The organism is Phaeodactylibacter luteus (assembly GCF_007993045.1).
GTDB lineage: Bacteria > Bacteroidota > Bacteroidia > Chitinophagales > Saprospiraceae > Phaeodactylibacter > Phaeodactylibacter luteus.
In genome coordinates, this window is sequence record NZ_VOOR01000035.1 from 1 (window position 1) to 14,529 (window position 14,529).

Genomic DNA, 14,529 nt, shown 5'->3' on the forward strand with positions numbered 1-14,529 from the left:
TCTTTTTGACATCTGCTTTACTGCAATCAGCGGAGGGACCACGGATATAGACATCACCTCGGATATTGCGGCGATAGAGTTTTCGGATGTGGATGAGAATGTCATCCCTGCAGTGACGAACAGCGGCACCATCAATATTTCTGGCAATCCACCTGTGGATGGGCTGACGCTTACAATTGCAGACCAGACTATAGCACCTGGAAGCCAGTTTTGTACTTCTGTGTCAGCCTTCAATTTTGATGATGTTGTAGGTATGTCTTTCACCATTACTTATGACCCTGCCCTGTTGCAGTTCAATCAGGTTACAAACCTGACCTCCAACCTTCCTGCGTTCAATGCTGGAGCGAATATTGGTAATCCCAGCCCTGGCTTCATCACGGTCAACTGGTTTGAGCAGAGCCTCATACCGACCTCTCTCCCTGATGGAGAAGTGGTTTTCGATATTTGTTTTACAGCGCTAGGTAGTGGCGTGAGCACAGACCTCGACTTCACGAGCGATGTGGCTGCGATAGAGTTTTCGGATGCGAATGAGGATGTGATCCCATTCAATGGCGAATCTGGCACCATCAACATAACTGGAGACCCTTCCGGACTGACGGTGAGCGCTGAATCCGTCACAGTTGGCACGGCCGAAAGCTTTTGTGTGCCGGTAACGGTTAGCAATTTTACAGGTATCGTGGGCATGTCCTTCACGATGAATTATGACGCAGGGCATGTGGCATATGATCAAGTCACCAATATCAACCCCGGGCTAACAGGCTTTTCAGTGGCCGCAAACGTGGGCAACCCTAGCCCTGGTTTCATTACGGTCAACTGGTTCGAACAGAGCCTGATCCCTGTCAGCCTTCCCAATGACGCGGTCCTTTTTGAGGTCTGCTTCGATGCGGTAGGAACAGATGGGACCTCCTCAGACCTAGCCTTTACAGGCGATGTAGCAGCTATCGAGTTTTCAGACGTCAACGAGAACGTCATCCCTGCTTTCTTTGAAGATGCGACCTTCAGTATTGAGGATAACGTGCCAGGGCAGGTCACCGCTACGATCAGCGATGCGGCTGTGGATCTAGATCAAAGCGTGTGTGTTCCCCTTACCGTCAGCAACTTTACGAATGTTACGGACTTTGGCTTTACAGTTGAGTATGATGCCAATATCTTACAGCTGGACCAAGTCACTGCACTGAATGCCATGGTTGCGGGCTTTGATATGGCTGATATCGATATGGCCACACCTGGGCGTATTGCGGTATCTTGGAGCAATGGCAGCCCTGTGACCCTAGCGAATGGAGCCACGCTGTTTGAAATGTGCTTTACAGCTGTTGGAGGGGAAGACTCCTGTACTGACCTTGACATCACGGGCTCTTCGGAGCCGGTTAGCTTTACGAGCAGCGACCTAGGCACATTAGCCTTTCAGGGCAATTCAGGGACCATCTGTGTCAATTCAGCATTTGACGGCTTCCGGCTGACCATCGCAGATGAGACCGTCCAACCTGGCGATCAGTTTTGCCTGCCCGTCACTGTGCTGAACTTCAACGATGTAGTGGGCATTGCTTTTACTATTAGTTATGATCCTGCACAGCTACAGTTTCAAAGCGTAACCAACCTGAACCCCAACCTGTCTCAGTTTTCGGTTAATGCGAATTTCGGGTTGCCAGCCCAGATTGGGGCGGGCAATATTTCCGTCAACTGGTTCAATCAGAGCATTCAGCCTACCAACTTGCCCAATGGCGCAGTTTTGTTTGAGATGTGTTTTGTCGCGATCGGCAACGACGGGCAAGCTTCTGACCTGAACTTCAGCAGTGGTGTTACCCCAATTGAAGTATCGGACAGCAATGGAGAGGTCATCCCATTCTTTAGCCTTTCAGGTACCGTAAACATTTCTGCGGTACAGCCTCCTGCTATCGCTTTTGCTGATATTACGGATGTAGACTGCTTCGGGCAGTCTACCGGTGCTATCGCACTGACGGTAAACGGTGGCACAGGCGGGCCCTACACTTATAGCTGGAGCAATGGCATGTCAGGCAGCGAGATTACAAACCTGCCCGGTGGCAGCTATACCGTAACGGTAGCCGACCAAGGGTTAGGAGGGCTGACCACGACCGCTTCCTATACAGTGGACGCACCTGTCAGCGCGGTGAATGTTTCCGGCGGGGTTACTGCTCCTACTTGCAACGGAGGGACGAACGGCTCCATCCTGCTTTCTGTCGAAGGAGGTACTTCAGGCTATAATATCAGCTGGGATAATGGCATACAGGCGGGCACTATGAACCCTTCCAACCTGCCGGGCGGTACTTATTGTGTGACGGTGACCGATGCCAACGGCTGTGCAGCAGACCGCTGCTTCAATATCCCCAATGGTACAGGTGCTGGAGCCACTATCATGGAGACCGTAACGCCAGTTTCTTGCGCAGGGGAGGAGGATGGTTCAATCAGCCTGGCTCTTACTGGGGCTATTGGCGAAGCCACCTATTTCTGGAGCACCGCTCCTGGGCAGCCTTCTGTTTCTGGAACACTGAATAACCTGGCCCCTGGCAGCTACACTGTCACGGTAATCGATGGTGCTTCTTGTACCAGCACGGGCACATTCACTGTAGATGGCGCTATCTCAATCGAAATAGATGCAGAAGTATCCCCAATCGCCTGTGCAGATGAAGCCAATGGCTCCATTGAGCTTAGCGTAATTGGTGGCGCGGGAGGCTTTTCCTACAGCTGGACGGGCCCTGACAACTTTACGGCATCGACGGCAGCCATCGATGGGCTGGCGGCAGGGACCTACCAAGTGTCAGCGACAGATGTTAATGACTGCACAATAACGGCCACTTACGAGGTCAATGAGCCTGCTGATGCGCTTGCGTTCGCTGGCATAACCCCTCAGGACATTACCGCCTCTACACAGGGTGGCGTAGAATTGGACTTGACGGGGGGCACCATGCCTTATAACTACAGCTGGACAGGCCCTAACGGGTTCACTTCCAGCAGTGCAGATTTGACTGGGCTGACCCTTCAAGGCGAATACTGCGTTACCGTCACGGATGCGAATGGCTGTGAGGTCAGCTCTTGCGCAATCGTGGAAAGTGTATTGCGCGTAAATGGCGATATCACAGATGCCTGTTTTGGCGAAGAAAATGGGTTTATTTCAGTGGTGCCTGATGGCGGGATGCCACCTTACGAGTACAGCTGGTCCAATTCGGCTTCTACAGGGGCCAACCTCATCAACCTGGCTGCCGGAACTTACTCTGTAACGGTAATGGACAGTGCAGGGGATATGGTGACGATGACCTTTGTGGTGGAAGAATCACCGGAGATTACCTTAGACCCAGTACTCGTTCCGGTTACCGGTGCGCCGGGCGATGCCAATGGCGCCATCACCCTGAATGCCGGTGGGGGCGTACTGCCTTTCACCTACAGCTGGACGGGCCCTAACGGGTTTACAGCCACTACGCCTAATATTTCGGGCTTAGTACAGGGCACCTATTGTGTTACCATCACGGATAGCAATTTTGGGAATGGTTGTAGCCGAGATACCTGCTTTGATGTATTCTTTGTAGCTCCGCTTGGGCAGCCGGTTGTCAATGTGACCAACACTTCCTGCTCCTATACAGAAGATGGCATTTTGAACATTCAGATAAGCGGTGGGGTGCCCATCTTTATGATTGAAATCACTACTGCAGAAGGGGACGTCATTACCGGTACTTCAACCAACAATGCCTTTAGCCAGGCCGGGCTCCCCGCTGGCTCGACGAGCATCGTCATCACAGATGCACAGGGCAATGCTGTCAACGAAACGGTCATTATCGAAAGCCCCGCGCCTCTTGTCGTAGCCGACCCAGACTACCGGCATGCTACGGAGGGCAACTGCAATGGCCAGATCACCCTCAACATAACAGGGGGCACGCCGGGCTACAATGTCACTTGGAACAACGGTGCTCCCGACGGGCCAGCGATCACTGGCTTGTGCAGTGGGCTGACCTACACGCCAACCGTAACAGATGCGAACGGCTGTGAGGTAGAAGTGCCTGCTGTCGCCATCAACAACTTTGATGTAACGGTCACTTCAGTCACTGGCACAAGCTGCCCGGAAGACGCGAACGGGGCTATCGAAATAGATGTAGTAGGAGGCGACCCCGGCTACACTTACATCTGGAATAACGGACAAGGGCAGCAGGTTTCTGATGAAGAAGACCCCCAAGGCTTGATGCCGGGTACTTATATGCTCATCATCACAGAGCCCTCGGGCAATACCCTGACGCGTATGGTGGTCGTAGAGACAGAATCTGCGCTACAAGTTGCGCTGCAGGCTGAATCTGAGTACAACGGTTTTGAGGTGAGCTGTTATGATGCGGCAGATGGCGCGGTCAGCGCGGCAGCTTCCGGGAGTACAGGCTACCTGTACGAATGGACTCGCCTGGAAGACGAAATGCTGGTTGGCACAGGTACGAACCTGAACAATCTTCAGCCAGGCACTTACCAGGTCATGGTATCTGATGAATTTGGCTGCACCATGACGCAGCAGATCGAGCTCTCCGCGCCAGATACACTACAGGTAGCGGGCATTATTCAGGATATTACCTGCCACGATGGCAAAGACGCCATCATTACAGCGACTACACAAGGTGGCGTAGAACCGTTTGACTTTTTCTGGAGCAACGAGCGTGAGGGCAACCGCATTGCTTTCCTTGAAGCTGGCGATTACAACGTGACTGTGTTTGATGCCAACAATTGCCAACAGGTAGGGCGTTTCACGGTCGAAAACCCCGATCCGATTACCATCAGTTTTGAAGTGGAGCCGGATACCGAGGCTTGCAATGGCGCGGTATTCGCTACGGCAGAAGGCGGTACAGAACCATACAAGTACAATTGGGCTACCCTCAATACTGATGCCCCTCAAGTGCCTAATCTGTGTACTGGAGAGTACCTCCTGCAAGTCTCAGACCTTAACGGGTGCCTTTCCGAGCTGACTACAGTCGTAGTAGAAAACCGGCGCTTCCCATGCTTGGAAGAAGCGGTTATCTTAACACCTGATGGGAACGGCGCCAACGAGGAGTTTGTCATCTTCTGTGTGTCAGATTACCCGGACAACCGCCTGGAAATTTACAACCGCTGGGGCGAACCCGTGTTTGAGGCGGACAACTACAGCAACGATTGGAACGGCCGGCACATGAACGGCAGTCAGTTGCCGGAAGGGCCGTACTATTACGTCTTCACTTATACCGACCCAGATGGAAACGCCCAGCAGCAGAAAGGCTCATTGACTATCCTGCGCGAACAGTAAAACCGGGCGGCCTGTACTGTCCCAAAAGGTACAGGCCGCTCTTACCCATCTTCATACCCACAACCGATTTAATCCTATGAAAAAATTACTTCTACTCACGCTTGCTTTGGCTATAGGGCAGCTGGCTTTTGCTCAAGACGGAGCGATTTTCTCCCACTACAACATTACCCCGGTACTGATCAACCCTAGTGCGGCGGGTTTCGATGAAGACTATCAGCTTCAGCTAAATGCACGTGCGCAGTGGTCTGGCTTTACGGATGCCCCGACCACTTACGCGGCGCAGTTCAATGGCCCCCTTGGCGACAACTTTGCCATTGGGCTCGGCGTGCTTTCGGAATCAGCAGCACAGCTGAACCGGCTGCGTGCACACCTCAATTATGCGTTCCGCTTCCAGGTGAGCGACAAGGTGAAGCTTGCGGCAGGCTTTCAGACAGAGTACCAGCAAATTACGCTGGACAACGGGGTGCTCAACAACAGCTTTGTCGATCTCAACGACCAAGTTGTAGAAGACTTTATGAACGGGAAAGGCGTTTTTGATGCAGCTCTTGGCGTATACAGTTCATTTGGGGAGCATACCCGCGTGGGGCTGTCCTTTTCCAACCTCGTTCGGTCCAGACTTTCAGAGGAAGAACAGGATGAGTCGATCCTGAAGTACTATACCTTTTTTGCCAGCCATAAACTCATAGTGGAAGACCTCAACTTTTCGCTCGAGCCCTCCGTTATGGTCCGCAATATCCGAGATGTGCCTTCGCAGATTGATGTCAACCTCATGGCTCGTTTTTTGGAAGAGCAGTTTACTTCTGGCCTTTCTTACCGCTCTACCGGAGCATTAGGGCTGCTGCTCGGTACTAAGCTGTCTAAGTTTGAACTGTATTACAGCTACGACATTTTTTTCCAAGAGTTCCAGAGCTACAACAACGGTTCGCATGAGGTGACCCTCATGGTCAGTTTTGACCGGAAGAAGAGCACCTCCGCCCGCCGCCGATAGCCCCTGTAGGTAGTTTGGATATTGGTTAGAACAGGCCAACTGTTTTTGGCAAGGTAATTGCTATATACACTGAGGAGCCCTGAACGCGGGCTGCATCTTTATTAGTGAAACACTTAGAAAAACAGCAGGCTCTGCCCATTGAAGGAAAGTGCCCTGCATGCAGCTGAATGCAGCTGCCTTAAATCATTTTGATGTAGTTATTTGCGCCTGCATGCAGTAGGTCTAAGCAACCTGCTGCACCTCCCCCGTCCGGTTTTTGAACGCAAAAGCCGGAGGGGGAGGGGGTAGGTTTTGGGCTCCGCTAAATGGTAGGGGCACAAATTGCAACTTTCTACATTTATTACCGTAAAATGCCTGTGTAGCTCCTGCGGGAGCAGAATACAAAGGCGATTGGATTGTATGTTTTAACCAGCAACTGGTTTCTAAGATTTTACTTAAATCGGTTTTTGGGATGGCCTCTCTTCCGGACTCGGAAGGGGGGCTTTTTGTTTGCGGCCCTTTTGCCGACCTTCATTTTTGGCACGCTTTTCGCAGTACATATGGTGTGCCGGTAAGGGCGCTGACCGATGAGCGGGCAGCGATTTTCCGAAGCCGGCTGCGCGAAAAGATGGCCCAGCCTACGCTGGCCGCAACAGCGGGGGCTTGCCAGGAGCTGGCTTTTGCTGTACATACAGCCATTATCAACCCCAGCCGGAGGCATGATGAGGGAAACCCTCAAAATGGGCTAAGGTCAATTTTTTGGCTGGCAGAGCATGGGAAAGTACCGGCGGGCAGCCTAAAATGGGCTGCGCCAGCGGTTTTAAGCCAGGCTTGCCACAAAGGGCATCCTTATGGAAGGGCGAAATTTGATTTGCTCGATCACACGGCACTGTTTAGGGTGCATTGCTGCCGCGTATCCATTTTTGGCATTGCATTTGCAATAGGTACAGTATTGGGCAGCACGTAGATTTGTTCCATAGAAGAGGGGTAGCCCTTTTCGAGGGGTAACTGTGCCCGGGACAGATGATGCCTGCCCCCACAAATGTGCTTTGTGAAATAGGTTTACATTGTTTACGGTGTCAGGAAAGTGCGCTGCGCTGTACGGATATCGTATGCATCAGATGATTTAGGATAAAACCGGACAAGCTGAACGGCAAGAGGGCGGAATCTAGCGCCAAGGCAGTTTAGGCTGTGTGCCGGTCCAACGGCCTGCCAGGGCGTGTGGAAACCTCGGCAGGGACTGTACCCTTATGCCCTTTAGGCAAAATGGTACGCCAGGAATGACAACAAACAAACAGATTGGAAAAGTGCGCACTGCGCGCGCTACCCCGCTGCAGCTATGATGCTGTATGCCGGTGCTCCGCTCAAAGTGGGGTATGCGCAGCAGAGCAGCTTGCATAGTGCAACTATGTACTTACTTGAGAAAGCGTGCCTGCCGGCCTCTTCGCTAGAGGGCAGTCTGCACACTTGGCTCATGCAGAGTGCATAGGTTTTGCTGTACCCCGTGCTGTATATAGGCCGCTCTCTTGAGCGCGCACAGCTATAAGCCGGGTAAAGAGACATAGCCACATATAAAGCAGGCATGCCATGAACAGCTCATGGCAGCCCTGGCGCAGCTATGCTCTGAATGAGCTACGGAAACTTTTTTATTGTTCATAAACTACATCGAAAATGAAATTTCAAACTTCCAACAACGCCGGGCAAAGGGCATTTACAGCCCCCTGGCAACGGCTTTTGAAAGCCGCCCTCGCAGTGATGCTTACACTGCTAATGGGCATGCCCCTGCAGGCACAGTGCGACTTGGCCTGCAACGGCGGCAACCCTGATGTCCCGCTTTTGATCCCAGTAGATGAAAACTGCCAGGTATCCCTCACGCCAGAAGACGTCCTCGAAGTGCCCATTACCTGCCCCGGCGACAAAGTGCTCACGGTAAGGGATGAGTTCAACAACCTCATTGTCGAAGGGGTGAATATGGTTGTTTTTGACCCTATCCCCTATACAGGGCAGACCCTGTCGGTGATGACAACAGACGTGGTCGAAGGGATTTTTTGCAACAGCTTCATCCGTGCTGTAGATGTTACCCCTCCGGTCATCGAATGTGTCAATGATACCATCAGCTGTATCGCAGATACCAGTGTGGCCGTGCTTGGGCTGCCGGCCGTATCAGACAACTGCTCTTCTGACCTATCTATAGCCTACTTTGATAATTACAACGACTTCACTTGCGTCAACTCTTTTGCGGCGTTTATTGAGCGGCTTATTACCGCAGAAGACGAGCAGGGCAACCAGTCCAGCTGTTCCCAGCTTATTTTCTTAGACCGCCCAGACCTCAACGATGTGGAGTTCCCTCAGGATACCGTGCTCAATTGCGGTGTTACTGACCTCAGCCCCGCAGTGACCAATCAGCCTCGTTTGGAGGGCATGATTATCGAGCAGACCAACCGCTGCGATTTATCGGTCACTTTCAGAGATGATACCCTTTTGCTGTGCGGGAATATTGAGTTTCAAATCCAGCGCACCTGGACCGTGACAGAAGCCTGTACCCAGACAATGGCTACGGATATACAGCTCATCAATGTTGTAGATACCATTGCGCCCCAGATCATCTGCCCGGGCCCCATCACCGTAAACACCAATACCGGTGCTTGTTATGCTACGGTCAACCTGCCTTCTCCAAGTGTGGTAGACAACTGCGATGCAGAGGCATCCTTCGTGGTCAGTACCACTTACGGAGCAGTGGGGACCGGGCCTCACCCATTTGTGCCAGTTGGCACTCACACCCTACAGTACACAGCTCGCGATCAGTGCAATAATTCCCGCACTTGTACCACCACCTTGAATGTAGTGGACCAAGAACCGCCCACGGCTGTCTGTGAAGAAACGCTGATTGTCAGTGTGTCTTCCGGTGGAGTAGGTATTGTGGATGCCATTTCGTTCGATGGTGGCAGCAACGACAACTGCGCCCCAGAGCTGTTCTTCAAAGCACGGCGCATGGTGACAGGAGCTTGCGGCGGCCTCAATGGCGATGATTCCGACGCCATCGCAGGATATCAGGAGTGGTTTGATGATGAAGTGCGCTTCTGCTGCGATGAATTGGACGCCCAAGATTTGCAGGTCATCATGAGGGTTTATGAAGTAGACCCTGGCAATGGCCCGGTACAGCCGGTCCGGGAGTTGCCAAATGGCGACTTGTTCGGCCGCTACACAGAATGTATGGTCAATGTGGAAGTACAGGACAAAGTTGCACCCGATGTGGCTTGCCCGCAAAATATGACCATTGACTGCCGGGAGGATTATTCAGACCTCAGCATCTTCGGGGAAGCTATGGCTATGGACAACTGCTCCGCAGAACTGTCCCTGGAAGAAGAAATACAAGTAGACGATTGTGGCACGGGCACCATCACCAGGACTTACACCGCCATCGACCCCTCCGGCAATATTGGGGGCTGTATTCAGACCATCACCATCGTGAATGAATCGCCCTTCAGCCTGTCGAATATCGATTTCCCAGACGATATCACCATTGAAATCTGTGGTGCGGCTACCGACCCGGACGACCTCCCCGATGGCTTTGACCGCCCCGTCCTCTCTGATGTCGGCTGTGCCAGCATCGGCATCAACTACAGCGATGAGTTCTTTGATATCTCCTTCCCAGCCTGTTACAAAATCTTACGCGAATGGGTGATCCTCGACTGGTGCCAGTACGATCCTGAAGACCCTAACACAGAAGGGCGGTTCTCGGATGTCCAAGTTATAAAGGTAGAAGACAACACCAAGCCCATACTCTCCTGCCCAGAGGATGTGGTGGTCGGCCTAGGGCCAGATTGTAATGCTTCACAGGTTAACCTCCTGCCAGTAATGGCGGAAGATTGTAGTTCAAATGTACTGATCACCAACAATTCTCCCTTTGCGGATGTGGCAGGGGCGAACGCGAGCGGGGAGTACCCCTCCGGCACTACACTAGTCACTTTTGTAGCTTCAGACCGTTGCGGCAATACAGCAAGCTGCCAGGTATCTGTCACTGTAGAAGACATGACGCCGCCACAGCCGGTCTGTATTGTAGGCCTCTCCGTAAATTTGGCGATGATGAACGGCGAGCCCATGGCGATGATCAACGCGCCTGCGTTCAACGGCGGGTCTTCTGACAACTGCACCGATGCCAACTTGCTGAAGTATTCCATCCGCCGTGCAGGCACCGGCTTGCCTGGGGTGCGCCCAACGACAACACAGCTCACTTTCACCTGCGAGGATGCAGGTGGGCAGCCCATCGAGTTCTGGGCAGAGGACAACGCAGGCAACAGCAGTTTCTGTGTGACCGTAATCGCTGTGCAGGACAATAACAACATCTGCCCTGCGGCGGCTAGCGGAATGATTGCAGGCGAGATCTCCACTGAGATGGGGGAGTACGTTGAAGGGGTAATGGTAGAGGTGGTCTCAGATGACCCACTGGCCGCATTTACCGGAGACAATGGCTTCTTCGAGCTTTTAGGGGTGCCTTTCGGCAACAACTATACCTTGCGCCCTTACCGGGACGAGGATGTGCTGAACGGCGTTTCCACCCTCGACCTGCTGCTGATCAGCCGGCACATCCTTGGCGTAGCGCCACTCAATACCCCCTACAAGATGATCGCAGCTGATGTCAACCGCTCCGGCGCTATTTCTACCTTAGACCTGATCGCGCTACGAAAGCTCATCCTGGGCATTGAGGTCAACCTGCCAAACGGCAATACCTCTTGGCGGTTTGTGGATGCCAACCACCTCTTCCTCAACCCCAATAACCCGTTTGCGACACCATTCCCGGAAATGGTCAATATCAATGGCTTTGAGCAAGATCATATGGACGCCAACTTTGTAGCCATCAAGGTAGGAGATGTCGACGTCTCAGCTAGCGCCAACGACTACGGCATGGTTGAAGAGCGCGACCCTCAGGGCTCTATGGTGCTCAATGTGCCAGACGTGAGCGTGCAGGCCGGACAGGAATTCACCCTCCCCTTCACCACCGCTGGGCTCAATGAAATCCTTGGTTATCAGTTTACGCTCCGCTACAATACGGAATTGCTCGAGTATGTTGAGCTTACACCTGGCGCAGTGCCCAATATGTCAGAGGGCAATTACAATCTGCTCCGGACACAGGATGGCTGGATCACCACCAGCTGGAATGTCATGGACATTGTGCCCCAAGCGGAAATGACAGAACTCTTTGCTGTGACTTTCCGCGCCCGGGAAGATATCGAGTCGCTCGAAGAGCTGCTGAGCGTAACCAGCGTCCCTACCCGTGAAGAAGCCTACAATATGGAGGGCGATGTCCTCGATATAACGCTCAACTTCGGGCAGGCCATCACGGCAACAGGATCGGTACGGGTAGAAGGTTACGAGCTCTATCAAAACCGGCCCAACCCATTCAGCGCGCACACCGTCATAGGGTTCAAGCTCCCTATCGCAGGAGAAGCCAAAATCACGGTTTACGATATGGCGGGGCAGGTGCTCTACAACCAGGAAGGGTACTACGCTGCCGGCACGCACGAAATCGTCATCAAAGGTACAGACCTGTCTGCTTCAGGCTTGCTTTACTATCAGCTGCGCACAGCCAACTACGCAGCAACTAAAAAAATGATCCTGATGGAATAAGCTCCATCTTGCCCGGGCGCTTTCCCAACGCCCGGGCTTTTTCCCAAAAAAATCCCCAAGGGGCCCTTTCCATTTGTGCAGCCGGAAGATAGCAGGCATTCCCAAGCCCTATTGCAAAGCGGGCTTCACAAACCGGAAAGGCAATCGGCCCCGGTTTGACAACTTCCCATAGTTTCTATGCCTCCGTTGATAAACAGCGGGGGCATTTTTTGCAGGGCTAAATGTAAATGTCTATCTTGCGTCAAAATCATCCCCCCATTATTTTGGAGGAACGCTGAATGCTTTGGACCCCCCTCCGGCATTTATTTTCTCCGAGAGCTTTGAGAGGCTAGGTTACTAGCCGACAAAAACGCGGAGGCAGCAGGCGAAAGTTTGCTGCCTTTTGCATTTTAGCTTTGCCCGCTCCGCTTCTGCCCCTCGGCCCTAACCCTTCAGCCCTCTTCCACAACATTATGATAAGCAGTAGGCTTGTTGGTTGTTTAAAGTATATACAAGGCTATGGGGCTTCCCCTTGCCCGTGGGCAGGCTCAAAAAAACGAAAGCTGGTTTGCGCCCGTGTGATGAGGCCGGTTGGCTCATCTTGGGTAGAGATGAAGAAGGGCATGGCAGGGGCGTGAACCAAAATGTCGCGGGCGTTTGTACTTTTCGGGCTTTATAGCCTGGCATCGGCCTAGCGCTGCGAAGGGGTGGCAAGCCCGATAGGGCCGAGCGGACAGCGAGCCCCGTAGCATAGCGGCACCTGCCTGCTGGCAGGGGCAGGCCCCATCAAAAAAAACGACAATCTGGTTTGCGCCCCGTGGCAGTTCCTGTTTTTTGCAGCGGCCCAGCAGCTCCTCTGAGGCGTTGTATGCCATTTCCCCTAGTGCGGCAGTAAAATTAATGCCCTGGTTTATACCACAAATGCTACATTGCCCGTTTCTTTGCGCAACGTTTCAGGGCTCGCCCTGGAAAAGCGATTTTGTGATCAAAACAATTGTCCATGTCAGCATTACGACCCACGCAGCGCTCCCGGGCACAGGAGTCCCGGGCCGCCATACAGCGGCTATATATTGCTATGCGCCACCTTTTTATCCGAGGAAGCTATAAGCCGCTGGGGGTTTCCGGCGAAGCCATGATTGAAGCCCTGACACAGCTCAGGCCAGAGATCTACGGCTCTATCAATGACCCCGAACGGGTGGAGCTCGATGGGCTGCTGTACATTTTCCAGCGCCTGCCTAGGGGCATAGAAGAGTGCCGCTACATCAAGCTCATCTCCCGGGAAGGCTTTGAGGACAGCGATTTTGAGCCCATCATCCCAAGCAAGCGCCGCCGCAACTCTTACCGGATCGATCAGGAGCAGATGTATATCGAAATGACAAGGGGGAGGAGCGATATCTATGACATTCTCACCCACCTGACTTTCCTGTACATCGAGGCAGAGAAGATCCGCCGGAACAGTGAAGACCATAAGGCCCGCAAGCGGCGGGAATGGGTTATGCTCGAAGACATCGTCAACCGGGAAGCCCGGGGCGAGGAGTACAACCAAGAGATCGCCTATACTTATCTGAGCACATTGCTTGGGCGCACCTACGAAGAGACAGTACAAGCTTGCAGGCGCTTCGAACGGGCTACCGATGTCAATAGCATCTTCCACATCACTTATTGGTTGGGGAGGCTGGCTTCTGAAGAGGCGCATGAAGGGAATGACCGGGAGATCAGCTTCTCTTCTGCTTTGCGCGAAAAAATCGGGCACCATTATTACGGCGAGCTCTGGGCCCGCAATATCAAGCAATACCTTAAAGATAATGGGCTGCTGGGCCGCCCCCTGCACATTATCAGCGCCAACCTCCACAGCGTTATGAACACCCTGTACGCCGGGGCCGCTTTAGAGCAGGAAAATGAACTGGAGGACCTCGCCCGGGAGCTGAGCATAGAGGCCAACGAAGGCTTGAGGGATAAAGTAAAGCGCTACGCCATCCAAAACGGCATGGCTCAGCTGGATGATACAAGCGGGACCAATATCTCCGTACAGATTTTCGATACGGCAGCTATCCCTGCCCGGCATTTCCCCCGGGAGCTACATTGGGACACAGCCGTTGTCAGTGAGCACAAGCCGGTCATCATAGTGATGGACTATGCCTTTGGAGAGCAGGCTTATGAAACCATGGACGAACTCCTCAAGCCCTACGAAGCAGAAGGGGAGAAGTACCCTTTGAATGTGGCTTCGGTGAACATCATGGGCAAAGCTGGCATCCTGCAAGGCGGCAAGGGCGACATCATGGTGCCCAATGCCCATGTTTTTGAAGGCACAGCGGACAATTATCCTTTTGAGAATGACCTTACGGTGGAAGATTTTGAAGGGCACGGCCTCCGGGTGGTAGATGGCCCCATGATCTCTGTGCTTGGGACTTCCCTACAGAACAAGGACATCTTGCACTACTTCTTGAAATCTTCCTGGCACGCAGCCGGGCTCGAAATGGAAGGCGCCCACTATCAGAAGGCCATTCAGGCTGCTTCCAAAATCCGGAAGAGCATACAAGAAGGGGTGGTGCTGCGTTATGCCTATTATGCTTCTGACAACCCCCTCATTTCTGGGCAGACCCTGGCCTCCGGTAGCCTTGGGGCCGATGGGGTGCGCCCTACCTATCTTATTACGGTGAAGTTCCTCAACCGTATCGTTGGCAGGTAA

At 53.0% G+C, this 14,529-nt stretch carries 4 protein-coding genes; all 4 read left to right on the top strand.

Annotated elements, in window-relative coordinates; genetic code table 11:
- On the top strand, positions 1-5,266 hold a 5,266-nt coding region (locus FRY97_RS15335; protein WP_147168438.1), incomplete at its 5' end, for a cohesin domain-containing protein.
- A gap of 76 nt (positions 5,267-5,342) precedes the next feature.
- Entirely contained in the window at positions 5,343-6,254 is a 912-nt protein-coding gene (locus FRY97_RS15340) for a PorP/SprF family type IX secretion system membrane protein (RefSeq protein ID WP_147168439.1), read from the top strand.
- 1,650 nt (positions 6,255-7,904) lie between these two features.
- Positions 7,905-11,861: an HYR domain-containing protein gene (locus FRY97_RS15345; RefSeq protein ID WP_147168440.1), complete on the top strand. Its 3,957-nt coding sequence runs from the start codon at positions 7,905-7,907 to the stop codon at positions 11,859-11,861.
- Between the two features lie 979 nt (positions 11,862-12,840).
- Entirely contained in the window at positions 12,841-14,529 is a 1,689-nt protein-coding gene (locus tag FRY97_RS15350; protein WP_147168441.1) for a DUF6909 family protein, read from the top strand.

Coding starts and splice junctions, on each gene's coding strand:
- FRY97_RS15340 (WP_147168439.1), top strand. CDS start 5,343: ATGAAAAAATTACTTCTACTCACGCTTGCTTTGGCTATAGGGCAGCTG.
- FRY97_RS15350 (WP_147168441.1), top strand. CDS start 12,841: ATGTCAGCATTACGACCCACGCAGCGCTCCCGGGCACAGGAGTCCCGG.
- FRY97_RS15345 (WP_147168440.1), top strand. CDS start 7,905: ATGAAATTTCAAACTTCCAACAACGCCGGGCAAAGGGCATTTACAGCC.